Source organism: Amycolatopsis palatopharyngis, from assembly GCF_003385185.1.
Lineage (GTDB): Bacteria > Actinomycetota > Actinomycetes > Mycobacteriales > Pseudonocardiaceae > Amycolatopsis > Amycolatopsis palatopharyngis.
The window spans coordinates 130055-149811 of the sequence record NZ_PQHZ01000011.1; the positions used below are offsets into that span (position 1 = coordinate 130055).

A 19757-nucleotide genomic window follows, 5' to 3' on the forward strand; every position below is an offset into this window, starting at 1 on the left:
GAATGGAGCCGTAGCCAGACAACGTACCATGGGCACGACCGGTTCTTACGTTCTGATTATTCTGGTCACCCTCGTGGCCGTGGTTCCCGTCCTGTTGATGGTGCGGATCGCGTTCAGTCCACCCTCGGAATGGCGTGACATGCCTATCGACTGGATACGCGCTCCATTCATGGAGTCATTTGTCCAGGTCCTCAACAGCAGTTTTCCGCATCACCTGATGAACAGTTTGATCATTTCGGTGACGACGACTGTCATCGTGGTCGCGCTGTCATCCATAGCGGGTCATGCTCTGGCCCGGATGCGAAACAGACACAAGGAACGGTTTCTGTTCATCATCCTCGGCACGCGCATGGGACCTGCGGTAGTCTTCGCTCTTCCGCTTTATCTACTCGCGACACACGTCGGCCTGGTCGATACTTACGTCGGCATCATCACCGTCTACCTCGTCTACAATCTTGCCTTCGGCATCTGGATGATGCACGGCTTCTTTCTCGAAATTCCGGCTGAGATGGAGGAAGCGGGTCTCATAGACGGGTTGTCGGAGTGGGGGGTGTTCTGGCGAGTCTCTCTGCGAATGGCTGTGCCTGGCGTCATCGCGACCGCAACTCTCGTGTTCATCTTGACCTGGAACGAGTTCTTCTACGCATTCGTCCTAACACAGCAGGACGCCAGTACCTTCCCGACCACCATCCCCGGCTACTTCGGAGCTTTCCAGGTCAACTGGGGGTCCATGTTCGCGGCCAGCACACTCGGCGTACTACCGCCGGTAGTGTTCGGCATCCTTGTCAGGCGGTGGCTTGCGCGTGGTCTGTCGGGTGGTCTCGTCGACTGAACCGACGTTGTGCCAGGTCGACCGCCGAAACCTGGACTATCGGCGACAGCATCTCGACGCATAACCTCACTGGTTAACTTCTGTCAAGCAGGTCCCCTCGCGCCCACGCCTCGTCGTCGAGGTGCGCGGCTGCCACGAGCATTTCATGGGTAGGCGGAGCGGCGTGGTCGGCCACGGTCAGCACTGTCGTCGCGGCGAGGAGATGAGCCCATCTCAACGCTATGCGCTCATCCATTCCGCGCAGCACAGCAGAAAGATAACCGGCGGCGAACGCGTCACCAGCACCCACCGCCTCGACGACACGGACCGGCAATGCGGGAACGATCACCGTCGCTCCTGATGTAAATGAGTGGGCTGGAGCCGCGGAATCCTTGACCACCAGCCGCGAAACTTGCGGCATGAGCTCGCGGATATCGTCCGCGTTCTTGGTGCCCCAGAGAACGGCCGCCTCATCGCATCCGACGAACACGATCTGGGAACAGCGGGCCAGGCGGAGCAGCACCGGCCCGGCTTGCTCACGAGACCACAACGCTGATCGGTAATTAACGTCGAACGACACGCTACTCCCACTGCCAGGGGCGGCGTGTACGAGTTGGTCGAGCAGCGCAGCGCAGTCGTGCCCCAGGGCCGCAGTGATGCCGGTTGCATGAATGAGTTTAGGTCCGGCCAGGGCGGGTGCGACGTCCTGGGGTCCGATCATCGTGGCGGCCGAACCCTCGCGGTAGTAGTACATCCCGGTCCGGGTACCGCCGTGGTCCTTGAAATAGACGCCCGTCGGACGCGACATCTCGCGGCTAATCATCGAGACGTCCACCCCCGCCTGAATCAACTCCTGAAGGATCCGCTCGCCGAAGGGATCGTCACCGAGACGACTGATGAAAGCCACGCGGTGACCGAGCTGAGCTAGCGCGATCGCGACGTTGACCTCAGCACCGGCCGTGTGCAGATGGACCATCTGGGCACTGGTAAGCCGCTTCCCCGCTGGAGGTGTCAGCTGCATCAGGGCCTCACCAACCGTGACAATCTCGGGTGATTCCCCCGCCGATCGTTGCGCAGCCGTCATCATGACCGGATCTCGTCAACTCCCCCACCGCTGCTCAATTCCACCGGGGCCCTGCGGCGCAGTGACGTCACGACCGCTTCGGCCGCCTCGACACCCCAGCACACCTCCTTCAGCGGCACTCGATCGGGCTGCCGCCTCCCCGCGAACACGGCGATCGCGTAATCCACCTCGCGCCGAAGGGCACCACCAATGCTCGTGTCCTCCTCGGGCCATAACGACAGGTCCGGCACGAAGGTTCCGCTGTTCGTCCACTCGACGAGGCCGTCGCTGACCAGTCGCTGACGCAGCATGCCCTCGAGGCCCAACACTTCTGCCTCGCCGACGATGGCGCCCGACAGCTCCAGCGCGCCGGCCAATGTCTGGGGCGCGGATCCGGGAACAAGCCAGGCCGACTCAACCGTCGCCGTCACACCGTTGTCGAACTCAAGCAGCGCGGTAACAACGCTCGGTGCTGCCTCGAGCGCAGCCTCGCTTTGCATCGCGAAGACGCGCACAACCGGACGTTGAACAAAGGAGACCGCGAGGTCGATGTCGTGAATGCAAGACTCCCACACCGGATGCACTCGATCGCCGAACGAGAGGAACCATTCCCGGCTGAAGTCACGCCGCAGGCGAAGCGCGCACAACTGTCCGATACGTCCACTTCGGAGACTGTTCTGCATTCGCGCGTACGGTGCGGCGAAGCGGGAGATCTGCCCCGCGACAACATGACGACCGGCGTTGGCGGCTTCGGTATGCACTCTCCAGGCATCAGCCGAGGACAGGGCCAATGGCTTTTCCACGAAGACGTGACAACCGGCTTCGAGCGCTACGACGCAGATCTCCGCGTGGGAGTCCTCGTCGGAGACGACCAGGACCGCGTCAGGACGTAATCGGTCGAGCAGGGGACTCAGCTCGGTGCCGACGCTCTCCACCGAGAACTGTTCCGCAGCCTCCCGCAAACGCGTCTCGTCGACATCGCACAGTCCGACGACACGCGCACCGGCCTCCGCCCATACCCGAGCGTGGAGAGCGCCGAACCGGCCCACACCCACCACGACGACTCTCATCCCCTGCGGATCCATCATCGGACTCCTCTCGCCGGCGGCGCTGCCGACGTGGACGTAACGGATAAAGTCTTCGCCCCGTGACCGGTAAGCATCACAACGACCAGAGCATCTTCCGGCATAAGCTCAATGGTCTCGGATGCGTTCAGTGCCGCGACAGCGGCACCGGCCGCGGGTTCGACGAGAATTCCCTGCCGGCCGAGGTCAAGCGTCGCTTCGAGAATGTGCTCCTCGGCGATCGCGACGACCGCCCCACCGCTTTTCCGCACAGCGGCGAGAGTCAACAGGCCCTCGCGTTCGTAACCACGCAGGGAGTCAGCGATGGCGGTCGCGCTGGTCGGCGTTACCGTAATCGGCTCGGCGAGCGCGTCGCGCCAGTCCGCCCGCGACCACGCATGGGCGAGTGGGGCACACGCCTGCGCCTGCACACCGATCAATCGAGGAAGACGATCCCCCTGGCCCGCATCGAGGATGTCGGTGAATCCTTGCAGTAGCCCGTAAAGGAGCGGTCCGGCGCCGACGGGTACGACAACAGCGTCAGGCAACCGGCCCAGTTGCTCGTGGACCTCGATAGCTACGCCGCGGTACGCCTCGGCCAGCAAAGGGTTGCGGTAGGTGGTAGTGACATTGAACCATCCCTCGGCCTCGCCCCGTACCGCGTCCGCGTAGGCCGTACTGTAGTCGCCTTCCACCAGGCGAACCTCCGCACCGTGAGCGTTCGCTGCGCGGAGCTTCACCTGCGCGTCGGATCCGGTGCCGCAGACGATGCGGCACCCCAAGCCGGCCGCTGCTGCATAGGCCGCGGCCGACACCGCGGCATTGCCCGTGGAGGCCAGCATCAGACCCTCGAGACCCAGATCGCGGGCGGCCGAGGCGGCCAAAGCCATCGCTCTGTCCTTGAAGGACAGTGTGGGGTTGAGCGATTCGAGCTTGCCGTGCACCCGCAGTCCGCTCGAGCCGGCCGCGCCCCTCAACGGCACCAGGGGCGTGCTGCCCTCGCCGAGGCTGACGACGTTGCCGGTACGCGGCAGGACCGCACCATGGCGCCAAATGCCAGGTGCTTTCGGATCGGCAACGAGGTCACGGGCGGCTATCGTCGCAAGGCCGGCGAGGAGGGGGCCACCGCACAGGTTGCACCGGTAGGCGGGCATACCCGCCAACGCACCGCATTCGGCGCACCGGATGACGTAGTCACGCGTGCCGAGCGCGGGGGAAAACTTTTCCGCCCCAGTCATGCCCCCACCTCCACCGCGTGCACGCCTGTCCGTACTCGGGTTTCCATCTCGTTCCGCAGCACCTTCGTCCGCTGCCGGGCCAACACAGACTTAAGATCGACCATCACCTCTCCTCACTGGTACTCGAACGTCGCCCTGGCCAGCCGAGCGCGTGCGACACGCGATCGGCGGTGGCCGCTACCATCGCGCCGGTTTCCTCGACTCGAGATGGGTCGAACCGCGAACCCGGAGTCGACAAGCTGATGCCGGCGACGACTCGGCCGGTGTGGTCGAACACCGGCGCACCGACGCAGCAGATTCCCACCTCGTTGTCCTGCAGGTCAGTGCTGTAGCCATTCCGCCGTACGACCTCGAGCACCTGGAGTATGGTCCCCTGATCCGACGCCAAGTCGAACAAGCGTGTGGAACCCTCGATCACCTCGGTCACCACCGAGTCGGGTGAGTAGGCGAGGATAGCCCGGCCGATGGCGGTTGTCAGGGCCGGGTTCGTTGCACCGATGCGGCTGTACATTCGCACCGGGTGCGGACTGTCTATCTTTTCCAGATACACGATGTGTACCGAGGCGAGAATCCCGAGATGGCACGTCTCCGAGGTATCCGCGACAATTTTCGCCATTTCTGGCTTCGCGACGTCACGTAGATCGACGCCGTCGAGGAAAGCGCGCGACAGCACAACGGTCCCCACGCCGACCGTGTGTAGCCCGGTCGTGGTCTCCCCCACCAGCGATGCCGACCGCAGTACCTGCAACAACCGGTGCAATGTCGTCATGGGGATCTCGGACACTCGCGCCAGATCAGCGAGCGAGATACCGGAAGGGTGCTCGGCGAGAATATTCAGCACAGTGATGGCCCTCTCGACGGCACGCAGCCCGCCCTGCCCACGGTCGCTCATTTATTCACCTCGGCCTGGAGAAATCGTGTCGCGAAAAGGAGGTAAACATCGGCTGCGCGATGTAGCTGGTCGATCGCGATCCACTCGTCGAGCGAGTGGGCCTGCGCGATATCGCCGGGCCCGCACACCACTGTGGGGGTTCCGGTCTCGGCGGCGAGGAGCGCCCCGTCAGTCCAGAACTGAACACCGATCGGGTCATCGCCATGGTCAATGCACTCAGCCACCACTGTGCACAACTCCCGCAATCCAGGATTCGTCGCGGGACACTCCAGCGGCGCATGGACGAATGCGCACGTACCCTCCATCTCTCGAACCACGCCGTCCACCTGCGGGTCCTCCGCGCGCAGGCGATCCACCAACTCCTCAACCTCGCGCAGTGCGTCGGAGTGTCCCTCCTGGGGCAGCCACCGTCGGTCCAGCTGCACGCTGCACGATGCGGGGACCATCGGGGGACGATCCCCACCGGCCACGACGCCGACGTTGACCGTCGCTGTCCCCAGCAGCGGGTGACTTCGCCGGGCAAGGGTGGGCACCAGTTCACGCTCGACAAGCTGAACAAAACGGGCGGCGTGATAAGCGGCGTTGATACCTTCGTCCGGAACGCTGCCGTGCGTGGCCAGTCCACGAAAGGCGGCCTCGATCCACATCGCTCCTTTGTGGGCACGAGCCACCTGCAGCAGCGTCGGCTCTCCAACGACGGCAAAGTCGGCGGTGACTCCCGACCGGGCCAGTGCGAGCATGCCGACACTGCCACTCTCCTCCCCCGCCACCCCGGTGAACACCAACTCCCCGGCGAAGGAAACACCCTCCGCGCCCAGCACCTCGGTGCAGACGAGCATGGCCGCGAGAGCACCCTTCATGTCCACGGCGCCGCGGCCGTACAACCGACCGTTCTTGACCTCCGGGCGGTAGGCGTCCGCCATCCCGTAGCCGGGGACGGTGTCGAGGTGCGCGTTGAACATCAACGAAGGACCGGGCCTGTCTCCTCGGACGACGGCAACAACGTTGCGTCTGTCCTCCTCCACCGGCTGGAGCGAAACCTCGGCCCGCTGACCCAGTCGCTCAGCGAGATAGGACGCTACGTACTCCGCTACCGACCGCTCCGCATTCGGAAGATCCTGATGTCCCTCGACCTCGATCAGCCGGGCGGCGAGATCGACCACCGCGTCGTGGTCGATTCTTGTCCGCAGATCAATACCGGTCACAGGTCCTCCTCGGCATCCTGCGTCGTGGTGAACGACGGGTCGTGGCTCAACACAGCCAGAGCCCGCGCCGCCGCGTCGTACCGTTGTCGGGCGGAGCGGTAGTCACGAACGGCACCGGTGCCCGGCGGACGCACGGATGTGGTCGCGACGCATACGTCACTGGCCTCAGCAGCATCACTCCACGCGCCGGCACCGAGACCGGCCAGGATCGCGGCGCCCAGCGGTGACGAGTCGTCGGCGACCCGCTCCACCGGAACGTCCTGCACCGCGGCGATCGCCGCTACCCATACCGAGGAGCGAGCCAGACCACCACCGACCCGCACCTGCTCGGCACCCCCTACGACCCTCCCGACGTGGTCGACCGCCGCGGCACACGCATAGGCGACGCCTTCCAGGACCGCACGCGCGAGAGATGCGGCCCCGTGCTCACCGGTCAATCCGACGAAGGCACCCCGAACCAGCGGGTCATGGTCAGGGGCGCTCGTACCCAACAGGGACGGCACACACACCGCACCGCCGGCCCCCGGCCTGTCCTGGGAGGCGAGGTGATCCATCCGTGATCCACCCGCGGCGTCGCGGTGTCCGCGCTCGTCGAACAACGTTTCCGCCCACTGCACGCTCATCCCGGCCGCGTACACGGAGTCCATGGCGAGGTACTTCTCCGATGCCGCACGGCCGAAGACGAAGTGGCTACCGGCGATCGGTTCGTCGAGCGGCGCGAGGATCTGTGCCGCGGTTCCCGCGTTGACGTAGACCGTGCCGGGGCGCACCAACCCCGCTCCGAGTCCGGAACAGGCGACGTCCGACGCTCCGGCGACCACAGGAGTCCCGGGAAGGAGGCCGGTCTGTGCACCGGCCTCCTCGGTCACCGTTGCGACGATGTCCGCGGAACCGTCGACCGATGGAGCGAGCTCACTATCCACGCCGCACAGTCGCCACAGGTCGGCGTCCCACTGGTTGCGGCGCACGTCGTACAGCAGGGTTCCTCGGGCATCGGTGACATCGGTTCCCCAGGTGCCGGTGAGCCGGTGGCGCAGCGCGTCCTTCGGCTGCACGATGCGAATCGCGCGGCCGAGCGAGTCCGGTTCGTGTTCGGCGAGCCAGGCCAGCTTGGGCGCCGTGAAGGCCTCGACGACCGGGTTCGCGCAACGCTGCAGAAAGAGCGACTCATGCTCGCGCAGTCGCCGCACCTGCGCGGCGCTGCGTCGGTCGGCCCACGTCATCGCCGGACGGACCCAGCGGTCACGCTCGTCGACGAGGACCGCCGCATGCATGTGTCCGCTGAGGCCCACGGCCCGGACAAAGGCAGGTTCCGCGTTCTCACCCCACGCCTGTTTCACAGCCGAGACGGCGGCGTTCCACCAGTCCAGCGGGTTCTGCTCGTGCCCCCCTTTCGATACCAGTTGAGAGGGGTAGGCACAGTAGCCGCGGCCGACCGTGACACCGGTATGGACGTCGACCAGTAGTGCCTTGACGCCCGTCGTGCCGACGTCGATACCGAGGACGAGGTCGGCAGTCGTGCGAAGGCCGGCCCGGTGACTGGTCGGCTCCCCAGGCACCGCCGTCACTTGGTGCGCTGGGGCTTGAAGCCGAACTCGCCGAGGAATTCCAGGGACTCCTCGGCCACCCGGTCGAAGTCGGCCAGACCGATGCCCGCGGGCTCCCCCACACCAATGTTGCCGCCGACCTGCCACCCCTCCCACTCAACGCTGACGTAGCCCTGGAAGTCGATCTCGGACAAGGCCTCGAACGTCTCGCGAAAGTCGACGAGGCCGCCGCCGAACCAGATGTGGTTGGTGTTGACGATCGTCGGCAGACCCACCTCGTCCTTGATCTGCACCACGTCGATGTAACGGCCGAGCCGTTTGATCGCATCCTTGACGTTCATGAATGGCTTGACCGCGATGTAGAAGGCTCCCGTGTCCATGGTCAACCGAAGGTTGTCGGCCCCCACCTCGTCGAACATCCTCTCGATGAGCTCGACGCGGTTGAGGATGGTGCCCTGCAACAGCTCGATGCTGACGTTCAGCCCGAGCTTGGCGGCGTGCGCGGCGACCTCGGTGATGGCCTCGCGGCACTGCCGCCACGCTTCCCGCCGGCTCAGCAGGACGTTCAGTGGTGGGTCGTAGTAGCCATCCCCGATCAGCGTCACCACGGACTCGCAGCCCAAAACCGCGGCCGCGTCCAGCGCCCGCTTGAAGGTGGCGATGCCGCGCTCGCGGTCGAACTCTCGTGGACTGACGAACGTACTGTGGCAGCCGAGGTAGCCGATGTCGATACCGAGCCGGTCGGTGGTGGCTCGCAGGTCGATCAGCTGCTGGTCGTACTCGTCGGCAGGAACGTCGAGCAGCTTCGCGTAGATGAAGTCAATGCCGTCGTAACCGTATCGAGCGGTCTGCTCCGCACACCAGGTGACCGGCTTGTCGCCCCAGGAGTTCCAGGCCGGACCGGCCGCCTCAAGGCGCCCCCACGGCATATTCGGCCAGACTTCCAGGTTGAGCTTCATGGAGGTTTCCCTTCCGTACGTTATGGGGTTCACAAATGTGGAATGCGCGCCGAGAGCTGCGAGATCATCCGCTGGTTGTGTTCCGAAGCGCCGGGCATGTTCGCGCTGAGGAAGACTTGCGGCCGCCGGTGATCACGTAGTTGGCGAGCACATGCCTCGACGATCACCGTGTTCAGGAGGGTCAGACCTACGACGGTTGAGGCCGGTCCCGCTAATGGCAGATCCTGATCGAGTCGTACCAGGGCATCGCCGGGGGGACAATGGTTGTCGATGACGACGTCGGCGACTTCATGCAGTCTCGGCCCGGGGCGTTGAATGGAGTCGGCGTATGCCCGGGAGGTTATCGCGATCACGGGCAGGCCGCCTTCGCGCGCCGTTCCGGCAATCTCGATCGGCAGCGCATTCGCCCCGGAATTGGAGACGACGAGCATGCAGTCGCGATTACCGTCCAAGTCATAGCCGTCCAACACGGTCCGGGAGTGTCCAGCCTCCCGCTCGCGCTGAGTGCTGCGTACCGCACCTTCATGCAGCATGTATGGCGGCTTCAGCACGGGACAGACTCGGACCGCGCCGCCTGCTCGGTAAAAGGCCTCCTCGGCGAACATGTGCGAGTGCCCGCTGCCGAAGATGTAGAGCACCCCGTTTCGGTTGAATGTGGCTGCGACGGTATCGGCGGCCCGCGCGACAGTGGAGGTTTCCTGCCCTGTCGCCTCAGCGAGGATCGCGCCTAGGCGTTCCTGATAGGTGCGCCCGACGGTCGGCTGCCCCGGCTGCACATGTTCTCTTTTATCCGCGTTCGTCGGTGAGTCCGAACTACCCATGAGAATCGTCCCGCACTACTTCACGGCTCCGGCGGTGAGCCCGCCGATGAAGTAACGCCCGACGAACAGGAACGGAATGATCGCGGGCAGCATCGTGAGGACAGTGCCGGCCATCAGCAGACCCCAGTTCACCGTGTACTGACCCATAATCGCGCTGAGCCCGATGGGGAGCGTCTTCAGCTCATCGCTCACCAGCAACTGGGAGGCGAACACGAACTCGGTCCATGAGTAGACGAATGCATACACAGCAACAGTGGCGAGCCCTGGAGCGAGCAATGGCAGGACGACCTGGAACATGGTGCGAACTGGTCCTGCCCCGTCGACCGCAGCCGCCTCGTCAATTTCCCTCGGAATTGACAGGAAGAAACCACGGAGCAGCCACGTACAGAAGGGTGCTGTGAAGGCAATGTTCACGATAACGAGAGCCGTGAGAGTGTTTATCAGTTGGAACTGCGCAAAAACCTGGTACAGCGGAACGAGCAGCAGGGTGCCTGGAATCATGTAGGCCAGCAGCACGAGTCCGGCGATCTTCTGGCTTCCGGGAATATTCATTCGGTAGAGCCCATAAGCGCCACAGAAGGACACTATCGCGGTGAACAAGGCTGTCAGGATGGCCACGATGAAGCTGTTCGACAGGTACACACCATAATCCGTCGCGGTGAGCAACTGCCGAAAATTGTCGAAGGTACCGGACTCCGGGACTGGCGTTGGGCTGGTACGCAGGATCTCCTCGCGCCCCTTGAACGACGAGGCCGTCACCCAGTAGACCGGCCCGAGGACGAGCACCGCCAGAACCACCATCGAGACCCAACGAGGCATGCTTCGTATCCATGAGATAAACACGTGTTCACACCTCCTTTGGCCTGGCAAGGCCGATGTAGATCCACGTCAGCAAGCCCAGCAGCACGATGGCCACAACGCTCGCGGCAGCGGCTTCGCTAGCCTGAAACTCCTTGAAGGCAGTGTCGTAGATGTAAACCGGCGACGTCTTGGAGGCACCAGCCGGACCTCCTTTGGTCACAAGATAGATCGAGTCGATGATGTTGAACGACCAGAGTGATCCGACGAGTCCGAGCGCGAACAACACGGGCTGGAGAATCGGCAGTGTGATGCGCCAAAACATGTTCCAGGCGTTGGCGCCATCCACCCTCGCGGCCTCGTAGACTTCAGTGGGAACGGTCCGCAAAGCACCAAAGATGATCACGGCACCCAACGGGAACCAATGCCAGCTGTTCATGAAGATCAGTGTAGGCAGGGCCCACGTGCTGTCCGCGAAGAACTGAACGTGGTCGACGCCAAAGAATCCGAGAACCTTGGGCACTATGCCGTAATTGCTATTCATGAGCCATTGCCAGATCACAGCCACGGCAACGGTGGGGATGACCCACGGCAAAAGGATCCACGTCCTCGCCGTCCGTGACCACAGTTTGCCGCGCGCGAGCAGCAAGGCGGTCGCGAAGGCCAGAACGGTCTGAACGGTCAGGTTACCGAATAGCCAGACGAACGAGAGACCGAGCGACTTCCACATCGCGGGGTCAGCGAGCATGTCGCGATAGGTGTCCGTCCCGACGAACTGCGACTCGGTTCCCGCAACACCCTGGTCCTGCAGGCTCAACAAGACCGTGTTGATCAATGGGAAACCAATGACCGCCAGCATCAGGAGTACCAGTGGTGCGACGAGAAACAGGCCGAAAACGTGCGGATTCTTTCGACGGCGAACTCGCCTTGGCGTCTTGGTGCCAGACCTGATGGATGACCCGTGGTGTCGGGTCGAGACGCTCTCCCGACCCGACACCGCCGTAGAGCTTTCTGACATTACTACTCCACCGCCGCCTGCATCTGCTGCTGTCCCCAGGCCACGGCCGACTTCGGGTCCTCACCCTGCACGACAACGCGCTGGACGACCTGCGCGAGGATGTTCTGACTGGAAATCTTGCCTACCTCATCGACGTACTGACCGTCCACGAAGCCGAACAGGTCACCCGTCTCCGACTGCTCGAGCATCTTGTCGACACAACCACGGTACTTCTCGATAACCGGATGCGATGTCCAGGACTCCGCCTGCACACCATCCGCTGTCAGCGGCAGGAACAGCCCCGGCTCGGCGTTGAGGAAGTCGCCGTAGTTCTCCGGCTTCAGCAAGAACTGCAGAAACTTCTCGGCCGCCGCTGCGCGTTCATCATCCTGAGACAAAATCATTGCCGCGTTGGAATAGTGGATGCTCCCGGACTGGCCACCTTCCGGCTGTGGAATAGACGCGCACCCGAGGTCGCTCGGGGGACGCCCCGACTCCTCCTCGAATGGCGCGAGATACTGGCCCTTCTCCACTGCCATCGCGGCCGCACCACTATTGAAAGCCGCCTGTGGCTCACCCCAGGAATAGTTGGCACTGTCTTGGGGCGAATACGCCATCATCTTCTTGTAGAAATCCAAGGTCTCCGTGACCGCAGGCTGATCGAAGTTGACCCCGCCGTCATCACTGAGGAACTTGCCGGCACCGTTGGTCAGCATGAAGCTGTAGATGACCTGGTCGGTGGCGAGGTTCTTGCCTGCAGGAAGAGCAATCCCACTCTGGCCGCCCTTGGTTAGCTTCTCAGCCGCAGCGAGCAACTCGCTCCAGGTCTGCGGTGCTTCCTTGACGCCAGCGTCGGCGAGCAGGTCCTTGCGGTACCACAACATCTGCACCATACCGTAGAGCGGAACGGCCCAGTATTCTTCCTCGTCCCGGTACGGCGCCTTACCAACCTCAGCGATCTTGTGCTCAGAGTCCAGTTTCTTCACCAACTCGGTCACGGGACGGGCGGAACCAAGCTCCCGAACGTAGGTCGTGAAGTCAGGCAGAGTAAACAGCAGGTCGGGCTGCGTCTGGGACTGAGTCGCACCGGCAATCTTGGTGTAAATCTGGTTCCAGTCTTGGACCTGCTGCTCGACCTTGAATTCCGGGTTGGTGGCGTTGTAACGGTCGATGAGCTCTTGAAATGCCTTGACGCGATTGGGTGGCTGTTCCATGTGCCACAGCGTGAGCACGTTCTCCTTGCCTTCTCCACCGCCCGCACCTGTCCCGCCGCAGCCCGTTGCCACGAGCGCCATCGCTACGAATGCGGCGCCGAGGGCCTTCGCTCTGCGAAGCCTCATAGAACTCGTCCCTTCGCTGAATTGACGAGGACCTGCGCTGGCTGAGGGTCGTTCATCTCGCCGCCGCACGGCCGCTCTGGTCTAGACTTATCCGCCTAAACCGAAGTTTTGCGGAATGGTCTCCCAGACCGTAAGGTAGTGGTCTAGAACAGTCAATGCCTGACCGCTACGAGAATCGAGGGCTGGTGATGTCTTCTCGCACCGCGTCCTCGTCCGGACCACTCGCGTCGCCAAACTCCGCGACGATGCCGAAGTACGTTGAGATCCTCAACGAGTTGCGTGACGAGTTCCGGCACGCGCCCAGCGGCTCCCGCATCCCCACCGAACGCGCGCTCGCCACGCGCTTCGGCGTCAGCCGGATGACGCTGCGTCAGGCGTTGGACGAGTTACAAGCCGAGGGCCGCGTGGAGCGTGTCCGCGGCAATGGCACCTTCGTACGTCGCCCAACCGTGGCCATGGGCCCTCGTCTTACCTCTTTCACCGAGGACATGCGGTCGCGTGGATTAATGCCGTCCTCACGACTCTTGGGCCTCTCCATCGTCCCAGCGGGCGCTGATGTCGCAGACGTATTGGGCGTCGCCGCCGACGACGAGGTGGTATGGATGGAACGGCTACGGTTCGCTGACGGGGAACCGATGTGCGTGGAGGTCACTCAGCTCCCTCGGCGCCTTCAACGAGTGCTCGAGCGAGGGGACCTCGAGGGGTCCCTCCACGCACTGCTCAAGAAGGAAGGGATTGACATTACGTCGCTGACACGATGTGTGCGTGCTGTAGCCGTCGAGCCGCGCGAAGCGCGCCTACTCGACCTGCCGGATGGCGCGCCAACTCTGGAAGTGCTCGACGTGTTCTACGATGTGGAGGGACGGTGCGTGCAGCGTGCGAGTTCACGTTACCGGTACGACCGGTATGAAGTGATGAACCAAATTGGTGATCGATTTACGCACGGACATCGCCCATGACCGCGGTGCAGGTGCTTGACGACGTGTGGTTGGTCGGCAGTGGTACCCACGAGACTGCATTTACCGACCCCCATGATTGCCATTGCTACCTCATCTGGGATGGCGAGAGCGGTTTTCTCATCGATGCCGGCTCCGGGCTCGGCGAGCAGACGTGGCTGGCCAACATTGAGCAGGTGTGCGACCCATTCCGCCTGGATAGCGTCTTGATCACGCACTACCACGCCGATCACGCAGGAGGTGCGGCAACGGCGCGAGAACTCGGCCTTCAGGTCCGCGGCCATCCACTGACAACACAGGCGTTGCTGACCGGTGACGAGGAACGCACACAGGTAGCCCGTGCCCGTGCGGCCGGCATTTACCCAGCGGACTATCGCCTGCGACCCGCAACGCTCGAGCCTATTCGTGGCGGACAACATGTCCGCTCGGGGGACGTTTGCCTCGAAGCCGTCGACGCGCCCGGCCACAGCGACGGGCATCTAGTGTTCCTCCTCCACGGTACGCGCGGAACCGTCCTGTTCAGTGGAGACTGCCTGTTCGCTGGAGGACGGGTGAGTCTCCAGGCTATCCCGGACTGCCGGCTCGACCTCTACGCCACGACTGTCATCGGACTTGCCGACCGGGGTGTTGACGTGCTGCTTCCCGGCCACGGGGAGCTAGTGCTCGAGCGCGCAAGGAATGACCTGGACCGGGCTGCTGCCACATTCCGTAGACTTGTCCCTCCCGAAAACGTGCTACCTGCCGACTGACAAGACATGGACGTTTCGAATCCTCATCGAGGTGCCACTGGTCGACATAAATCTGGCAACCTGACACTTTATGATCGACATCGATCGTGTTTCCAACCTGGCACCAGTGTCTCGCATTTGCTCACCGCCAATTATTGGCCGCATCATCAACGTTTCCTCTCAACTGAGCCAGAAGGAAAGACCAGAGCTCACCCACTACAGTGCGAACAAGGCCGATGTCATCGGATTAACGAAGGCGATAGCCAGGTAATTTTCGGCGCGCGGAGTGCTTGTCAATGCTATCGCTCGGGTCCGCTCTGGACGCTGATTGACGGACTCAGCCAGGAATGGAAGCGCGCAAAGGAAACCGAACCACCTTCCGCAGCTTCGAGCTTTCACACGACGTCGCACCCACCGCCCTCCTGCTCGCATCCGGTCACGGAGGCAACCTCCCATAGGCCAGCCCTGGATCCCAACAACGGTGTTGTGATGGGCATAAGCAATGTGCGGGGCTTGTGCATCCATCGGCGGAGATTCACCGGAATTCAGCGCCCTTGCGTCCGGGAACAGCCGCATGTCACGGCGGGTGACGCTGGATGACCAGGGATGGTTTGCAGTTCGCGCGATCGTTCTCGCAAGCGATGCGAACCCTGACCCGCCAATCGCCACTTGGTGCCACTGCCGAACGTCACCGCTGTTCGGTAACCGTCGGGAACTGCCCTTCCCGGGCTCCCAAGGCTGGCGCAGTCCAGTGTGTCGCAGTGGTGGCGCATGCTGGGTTGCAAGCATTCTTGCGTCCTGAACCTCGGCGATCTCGAGATCGTCCTGTTTGCCGACCACGCGCGGCTCCATGATCTCATGTCCAAATCTCGAACCGTCAACGCGCTGCCTCGCAGTGGTCCGGCAACCCCAGTTGGCGGCTCCGGACCAGCCATCATGAACACTTGCCGACGATTCGGTCCAACCATTGTAGCGCCGCGCTGGTACGTGACGGGAATGGAGATAGTCGGACAATGCATGTCTTGCCGGACCTGTGCACTCGCCACTGGACTCACGGCTGCGATGTCTGCGGTCAGAGAACGTCGCGACTACTCCCATACCCGATTCCGGGATGCGGGATCACCCCATACAGCTCAAGACACCGCTCGAATGTCTGGGGCTCATAATGCAACTCTTTGGTGGCCCTTGAGGCCGAGGCGCTCCCGAGTCTCCTTTGGACTCGCAGGCTCACGGTCGAAGAACCGTGCAAGCTGCACCACTTTATGAACCAACTCTGCGTTAGAACCGGCTTGTTGTGAGCGATGCAGTCGCAGGTTGTCCTCGAGTCCTACTCGCACGTTTCCGCCAAGCATCAGCGAGAGCGCGGCCAGGTTGAATTCGCCTGGGTAACCCACCCCTGCGGCAGACCAGGTGAACGTCCCGACCCCGAAGAGGCGTTCGGCGGTGCGCAGCATGTGCAGCAGCTGGTCGGGCTCGCAGGCGTTGGCTCCCAGTACACCGAGCACGAACTGCAGGTTGAACGGCGGCTCGAGCACTTCGTCGCGCATCAGCTGGCGAAGGTTGTACAACTGCCCGACGTCATACACCTCGATCTCGGGACGTGTGTCTGCCTCGCGCATGAGCTTCGCCATGTAAGCCATGTCGGCGAAAGTGTTGCGGAAGACATAGTCGCGCGTGCCCTCCAAATAATCTCTCTCCCAGTCGGCGAAGTCGAGATCGCGTTGCGCGACAGGGAAGATGCCAAAGTTGAAGCTTCCTGCGTTGAAGGTAGCCATCTCAGGCTTCAATCGAGGTAGCACGGCTCCGCGCTCGGTGATCGACATTCCGGCTCCTCCTCCGGTGGTGGGTTGCACCACGGCGTCGCAACGTTCACGAAGGCCGGCCATGACAGCGTCAAAGAGATCCAGGTCTGCGCTCGGGCGCCCGGTCGACGGATCCCGCACATGCACATGCAGGATCGAGGCGCCTGCCTCGCAACTTGCCACGCCCTCCTCGATGATCTCGTCAACGGTCACGGGAATCGCCGGATTTTGCGATGGCACAGTCATCCCGCCGGTCAGGGCACACGTGACAATGACCTTGTCGTCCATAAGAGATTCTCCTTGTCGATTCTGCGGTTTCGGGCAGCGTGGTCAGTCATGATCAAAGGTTCGCGCCGGTGTCCTGGCGGTGGAACCGCGCACGACCAGCTCGTGGGGATACCTGTGATGACGGGGTTCCGCACCGGTCTTGCCGATGCGCTGCAGCAACAATTTGACCGCGAGCTCGGCCATCTGGGTGATCGGCTGGCGGACGGTGGTCAGGTCGTAGCCCTCCCATGAGGCCATGGCGATGTCGTCATACCCAACTACCCAGACATCTTCAGGTACGTCGCGTCCCAGCGAGCGGGCCCCGTCGATAGCGCCAATCGCGGTGAGATCGTTTACGCAGAACACTGCGGTGGGAGGGTCCGCCAGAGTCAGTAGATCGCGCATGGCGGCATGTCCGTCCTCGTGCGAAAAATCGCCTCGCCGGCACAACCTCTCGTCCAAATGCAAGCCCGCAGCTGCCACGCCCTGGCGAAAGCCGCGTTCGCGTTCCGCCGAGGTACTCGGACCGATTGGCCCGCCGATGAAGCCGAGGCGGCTATGGCCCGCTCCGACCAGGTACTGCACGACCTGGGTGCTGCCACCGAGATTGTCGCTGGTCACCTGATCACACGCGATACCTTCTACGCTGCGATTGAGCGTGACAACCGGAGCATTTCGGCGAAGCGCCTCGTGCAGTGGAACCGACTCGGCCGTCACCGTGGTGAACACGACACCATCGACCATGCGTTGCCGAATCGCCTCGAGGGCGCCGGCGTCGCCTGCACCTTCCGAGGTCCACAACACCATCCGCTGGTTCGCGCTCGCGAGCTCGGCACTGAGCGCCTCGATCAGCTGAGGGTAGTAAGGGTTGGTGATTCTGGCAACCACCACACCAATGGTTTGAGTGCGTTGAGTCTTCATCGCCCGGGCGAGGACGTTCGGTTCATACCCGGTCGCGGAGACCGCCTCCATCACCCGCTTCCGGGTCTCGTCGGTGACATTGTCGCTGCCCTGCAACACTCGCGATACCGTCGCTTGTGATACTCCGGCAGCCCGCGCCACGTCCCGGCTAGTCACCATCGGCGCCAGCCCTTGCCCAGCGTCGGCCTCGTTCGGGCTTGCGCACACGTCTTCCTGGCCACACTCATGCAGGCTCTGCCGGCAGCCTCGTCGCAACGAGATCGTCGAGGAGGTCCAACGCTGCCGGCTCGGGCTGGCGATGCCCCTGCTCGCAGTCGTGCACGAGGTCCACGATGCGTTGATTCAGCGGGGTGGGCAGACCAACCTGCGCGCCCTCGCGCACCACCCCACCATTGATGTCGTCGACCTCGGTCACCGCACCGCGTTCGAGGTCCTGCAACATGGAAGCCTTGGTCGCGGCGGCAGCGCTCATCAAGATGCGCAGCGGCACCTCGGCTGTGGGCATGTCCTCGACCGATCGCACCAGCAGCTGTTCGGGGTGGACACCAAGAACCTTCTCCGGCGTCGCGCCACAAGCTCGGGCCACATCGAATCCTTCGGTCCACAGACTGAGAGCGACGCGCCGGCCTACGACCGAGCCGACGACCTGCCCGTATAGCAGCCCAGTGACCGCACCGAGACCAGAAAAGGTGCTGTTGACCAGGAGTTTGGACCAGACCTGGCTGGCGATGTCCGTCGAGACGCAAACCTCGGCCACGTGACCCAGCGCCTCGCACAGTGCCGGGGTGCGCGCACCGTGCGCGCCTATTACGAACGGTGCTCGCGTGGTCTGAGCGATGCGGCCGGGACCAAGGTTGGTCGCTCCCCATTCTACGAGGCCGACCATCAGGCGGTTCTTGCCGACCAGCCGCCCAAGCCGGTGTTGTACCAGCCCGTTACCCAATGCCACGTAGGTGTCAACCAGGTCTGCCTCGACCAGCGGGGTCAGCGCGGCCTCCAGGTAAGGGGCCTTGACTGTGATCAGTGCGAAGTCGAAACGTCGGTCCAACGCATCTGCGTCGTACTCGGCCCTGATCGGGATCTGACACGTGTCCTCCAGGTCCTCCAAGACCAATCCCGGTACGCGCATCCGTTCCACGTGCGCACGGTTGGCGTCCAATGCGGTCACGTCATAGCCGGCACGAGTGAGCTTGGCGGCAATGACGCCACCGATCGCACCGGCTCCCACCACCAGCAGACGTAGGTCAGGCATTGGCGTCGCTCCCGTCACTGATCAAAGGTTTGCTAAGGAACCGTGACATCGCCGCATAGCGGGTATCCCGGTATCGCATCAGCTGGTCACCCTCATCCGCGGAGTACTCACCGAAACCGGCCCCGGCCTTAGTGCCAAAACGTCCCTGCTCGACCAGTTCGACCAGGCGCGGGGGCGGGGCAAACCGTGAACCCACGCCGTCTTGCAACGTACGTAACACCGACAGGTACACGTCCAGACCGGCCATATCGGCGATCTGGAAGGGACCGAAGTTCGGCAACCGAAAACCGAATGTCGACCGCACTACCTCGTCCACCTGTTCGGCTGATGCGAGGCCGTCCTCGACACAGGAGACGGCCTCGAGGAACATCGCCATCTGGATCCGGTTCGCAACGAACGCAGGTGAGCTGGCAACGTCGGTGGGACATTTGCCGAGCCGGCGCAGCAGCAGGTGACAGTCGTGCACCACTTCCGGCGCCGTGCGCGAACCGGCGATGACCTCGACACCAGGCACCCACTCCGGAGGGCTGAACCAGTGCAGGCCCAGGAATCGCTGCGGCCGATGCACGTGCTCGGCCAGCTCGTCGATCGGGAACGAGGACGTGTTCGACGCGATAATGGTCTCCGTCGGCGCGGCCCCGGAGACACTGTGAAGCAGTGACCGCTTCAGCGGCAGGTCCTCCGGCACCGCCTCACACACCAGGTCGGTGGCAGCGACCGCGTCTTCCGGCGGGAAGCAACCGCGCACACTGCCTACGCGGTCCATGTCTTCGGGCTCGCGCAGACCCGCCTCGACCTGCGTCCGCGTCCGCTGCCGCAACCGTTCCATCGCACTCCGGGTCAGCGCGGGGCTGGCGTCGCACAATGCGACATCGATGCCAGCTACCGCGAGCACCTGGGCGATGCCCAGTCCCATCGTGCCGCCGCCGAGCACCGTGGCCCGCTGGACTAGCGAGCCACCCTCAGTCGCGTCGATCGTCATCAGCACTCCTTCACCTCTTGACGGTGTCGTACATCCACTGGCATGGTCCCGTTACCCGAATGGATACGTAACCATATTCTCGGCGGTTTTCGCTAGGCCCAGGATGAATACGTA

19 protein-coding genes are annotated in these 19757 nt (G+C 63.3%); 4 read left to right on the forward strand and 15 right to left on the reverse strand.

From position 1 onward, the window contains the following. Positions 1-28 precede the first annotated feature (28 nt). Entirely contained in the window at positions 29-832 is an 804-nt protein-coding gene (locus D0C15_RS11305) for a carbohydrate ABC transporter permease (protein WP_211323167.1), read from the forward strand. 73 nt (positions 833-905) lie between these two features. On the opposite strand, the gene D0C15_RS11310 is transcribed toward D0C15_RS11305, so the two are convergent. The 11 genes from D0C15_RS11310 to D0C15_RS11360 form a co-directional block, all read right to left on the reverse strand. Continuing rightward, positions 906-1898 carry a sugar kinase gene (locus D0C15_RS11310; protein WP_116043838.1) on the reverse strand — a complete coding sequence of 331 codons (993 nt, stop codon included), beginning with the start codon at positions 1896-1898 and terminating at the stop codon, positions 906-908. Beyond that, entirely contained in the window at positions 1895-2962 is a 1068-nt protein-coding gene (locus D0C15_RS11315) for a Gfo/Idh/MocA family protein (protein WP_116043840.1), read from the reverse strand. Before D0C15_RS11315 ends, D0C15_RS11310 begins: the two co-directional genes overlap by 4 nt. After that, positions 2959-4092, reverse strand: a complete 1134-nt coding sequence (locus D0C15_RS11320) for a pyridoxal-phosphate dependent enzyme (protein ID WP_162830027.1) — start codon at positions 4090-4092, stop codon at positions 2959-2961. The genes D0C15_RS11315 and D0C15_RS11320 overlap by 4 nt, the downstream gene beginning before the upstream one ends. 187 nt (positions 4093-4279) lie before the next feature. After that, the gene (locus tag D0C15_RS11325) at positions 4280-5068 is read right to left on the reverse strand and encodes an IclR family transcriptional regulator (RefSeq protein ID WP_116043844.1); all 789 of its coding nucleotides are present in this window, start codon (positions 5066-5068) and stop codon (positions 4280-4282) included. Continuing rightward, the gene (locus D0C15_RS11330; protein ID WP_116043846.1) at positions 5065-6273 is read right to left on the reverse strand and encodes a M20 family metallopeptidase; all 1209 of its coding nucleotides are present in this window, start codon (positions 6271-6273) and stop codon (positions 5065-5067) included. The genes D0C15_RS11325 and D0C15_RS11330 overlap by 4 nt, the downstream gene beginning before the upstream one ends. Continuing rightward, positions 6270-7832 (reverse strand): xylulokinase, encoded by a 1563-nt coding sequence (locus D0C15_RS11335; protein ID WP_162830028.1) that lies wholly within the window; start codon positions 7830-7832, stop codon positions 6270-6272. Before D0C15_RS11335 ends, D0C15_RS11330 begins: the two co-directional genes overlap by 4 nt. 5 nt (positions 7833-7837) lie before the next feature. Further along, the gene (locus tag D0C15_RS11340) at positions 7838-8779 is read right to left on the reverse strand and encodes a sugar phosphate isomerase/epimerase family protein (RefSeq protein WP_116043850.1); all 942 of its coding nucleotides are present in this window, start codon (positions 8777-8779) and stop codon (positions 7838-7840) included. Positions 8780-8808: 29 nt separating this feature from the next. After that, positions 8809-9555 (reverse strand): SIS domain-containing protein, encoded by a 747-nt coding sequence (locus tag D0C15_RS11345; protein WP_211323168.1) that lies wholly within the window; start codon positions 9553-9555, stop codon positions 8809-8811. 60 nt (positions 9556-9615) lie between these two features. Beyond that, positions 9616-10419 carry a carbohydrate ABC transporter permease gene (locus D0C15_RS11350; protein ID WP_116043855.1) on the reverse strand — a complete coding sequence of 268 codons (804 nt, stop codon included), beginning with the start codon at positions 10417-10419 and terminating at the stop codon, positions 9616-9618. 28 nt (positions 10420-10447) lie between these two features. After that, positions 10448-11257: a carbohydrate ABC transporter permease gene (locus tag D0C15_RS11355; protein WP_162830029.1), complete on the reverse strand. Its 810-nt coding sequence runs from the start codon at positions 11255-11257 to the stop codon at positions 10448-10450. Between the two features lie 161 nt (positions 11258-11418). Continuing rightward, entirely contained in the window at positions 11419-12735 is a 1317-nt protein-coding gene (locus D0C15_RS11360; RefSeq protein WP_116043860.1) for an ABC transporter substrate-binding protein, read from the reverse strand. Between the two features lie 245 nt (positions 12736-12980). On the opposite strand from D0C15_RS11360, the gene D0C15_RS11365 reads away from it, so the two are divergent. The 3 genes from D0C15_RS11365 (at position 12981) to D0C15_RS35685 (ending at position 14690) form a co-directional block, all read left to right on the forward strand. Further along, entirely contained in the window at positions 12981-13694 is a 714-nt protein-coding gene (locus tag D0C15_RS11365) for a GntR family transcriptional regulator (RefSeq protein WP_162830030.1), read from the forward strand. Next, positions 13691-14440: an MBL fold metallo-hydrolase gene (locus D0C15_RS11370; RefSeq protein WP_116043866.1), complete on the forward strand. Its 750-nt coding sequence runs from the start codon at positions 13691-13693 to the stop codon at positions 14438-14440. Before D0C15_RS11365 ends, D0C15_RS11370 begins: the two co-directional genes overlap by 4 nt. 70 nt (positions 14441-14510) lie before the next feature. Further along, entirely contained in the window at positions 14511-14690 is a 180-nt protein-coding gene (locus tag D0C15_RS35685; protein ID WP_116043868.1) for an SDR family NAD(P)-dependent oxidoreductase, read from the forward strand. An 889-nt stretch (positions 14691-15579) separates the two neighbouring features. Here the strand turns inward: D0C15_RS35685 and D0C15_RS11380 are convergent. The 4 genes from D0C15_RS11380 to D0C15_RS11395 all read right to left on the reverse strand — a co-directional run bounded on the left by D0C15_RS11380 (position 15580) and on the right by D0C15_RS11395 (position 19643). Beyond that, positions 15580-16509, reverse strand: coding sequence for a beta-keto acid cleavage family enzyme (locus D0C15_RS11380; RefSeq protein WP_116043871.1), 930 nt, complete (start codon positions 16507-16509; stop codon positions 15580-15582). A gap of 42 nt (positions 16510-16551) precedes the next feature. Next, complete coding sequence (locus D0C15_RS11385; protein ID WP_116043874.1) at positions 16552-17568, reverse strand: LacI family DNA-binding transcriptional regulator; 1017 nt, start codon at positions 17566-17568, stop codon at positions 16552-16554. A 64-nt stretch (positions 17569-17632) separates the two neighbouring features. Then, entirely contained in the window at positions 17633-18661 is a 1029-nt protein-coding gene (locus D0C15_RS11390; protein ID WP_116043877.1) for a ketopantoate reductase family protein, read from the reverse strand. After that, on the reverse strand, positions 18654-19643 hold the full coding sequence (locus D0C15_RS11395) for a 3-hydroxyacyl-CoA dehydrogenase family protein (RefSeq protein ID WP_116043880.1): 990 nt from the start codon (positions 19641-19643) through the stop codon (positions 18654-18656). Before D0C15_RS11395 ends, D0C15_RS11390 begins: the two co-directional genes overlap by 8 nt. Positions 19644-19757: the final 114 nt, after the last annotated feature.

Excerpts from the sequence above, each read along its gene's own strand:
- D0C15_RS11305 (WP_211323167.1), top strand. The coding sequence starts at position 29 with ATGGGCACGACCGGTTCTTACGTTCTGATTATTCTGGTCACCCTCGTG.
- D0C15_RS11310 (WP_116043838.1), bottom strand. The coding sequence starts at position 1,898 with ATGATGACGGCTGCGCAACGATCGGCGGGGGAATCACCCGAGATTGTC.
- D0C15_RS11315 (WP_116043840.1), bottom strand. The coding sequence starts at position 2,962 with ATGATGGATCCGCAGGGGATGAGAGTCGTCGTGGTGGGTGTGGGCCGG.
- D0C15_RS11320 (WP_162830027.1), bottom strand. The coding sequence starts at position 4,092 with ATGCCCGCCTACCGGTGCAACCTGTGCGGTGGCCCCCTCCTCGCCGGC.
- D0C15_RS11325 (WP_116043844.1), bottom strand. The coding sequence starts at position 5,068 with ATGAGCGACCGTGGGCAGGGCGGGCTGCGTGCCGTCGAGAGGGCCATC.
- D0C15_RS11340 (WP_116043850.1), bottom strand. The coding sequence starts at position 8,779 with ATGAAGCTCAACCTGGAAGTCTGGCCGAATATGCCGTGGGGGCGCCTT.
- D0C15_RS11350 (WP_116043855.1), bottom strand. The coding sequence starts at position 10,419 with ATGCCTCGTTGGGTCTCGATGGTGGTTCTGGCGGTGCTCGTCCTCGGG.
- D0C15_RS11355 (WP_162830029.1), bottom strand. The coding sequence starts at position 11,257 with ATGCTGGCGGTCATTGGTTTCCCATTGATCAACACGGTCTTGTTGAGC.
- D0C15_RS11360 (WP_116043860.1), bottom strand. The coding sequence starts at position 12,735 with ATGAGGCTTCGCAGAGCGAAGGCCCTCGGCGCCGCATTCGTAGCGATG.
- D0C15_RS11365 (WP_162830030.1), top strand. The coding sequence starts at position 12,981 with ATGCCGAAGTACGTTGAGATCCTCAACGAGTTGCGTGACGAGTTCCGG.
- D0C15_RS11370 (WP_116043866.1), top strand. The coding sequence starts at position 13,691 with ATGACCGCGGTGCAGGTGCTTGACGACGTGTGGTTGGTCGGCAGTGGT.
- D0C15_RS35685 (WP_116043868.1), top strand. The coding sequence starts at position 14,511 with ATGATCGACATCGATCGTGTTTCCAACCTGGCACCAGTGTCTCGCATT.
- D0C15_RS11380 (WP_116043871.1), bottom strand. The coding sequence starts at position 16,509 with ATGGACGACAAGGTCATTGTCACGTGTGCCCTGACCGGCGGGATGACT.
- D0C15_RS11385 (WP_116043874.1), bottom strand. The coding sequence starts at position 17,568 with ATGGTGACTAGCCGGGACGTGGCGCGGGCTGCCGGAGTATCACAAGCG.
- D0C15_RS11390 (WP_116043877.1), bottom strand. The coding sequence starts at position 18,661 with ATGCCTGACCTACGTCTGCTGGTGGTGGGAGCCGGTGCGATCGGTGGC.
- D0C15_RS11395 (WP_116043880.1), bottom strand. The coding sequence starts at position 19,643 with ATGACGATCGACGCGACTGAGGGTGGCTCGCTAGTCCAGCGGGCCACG.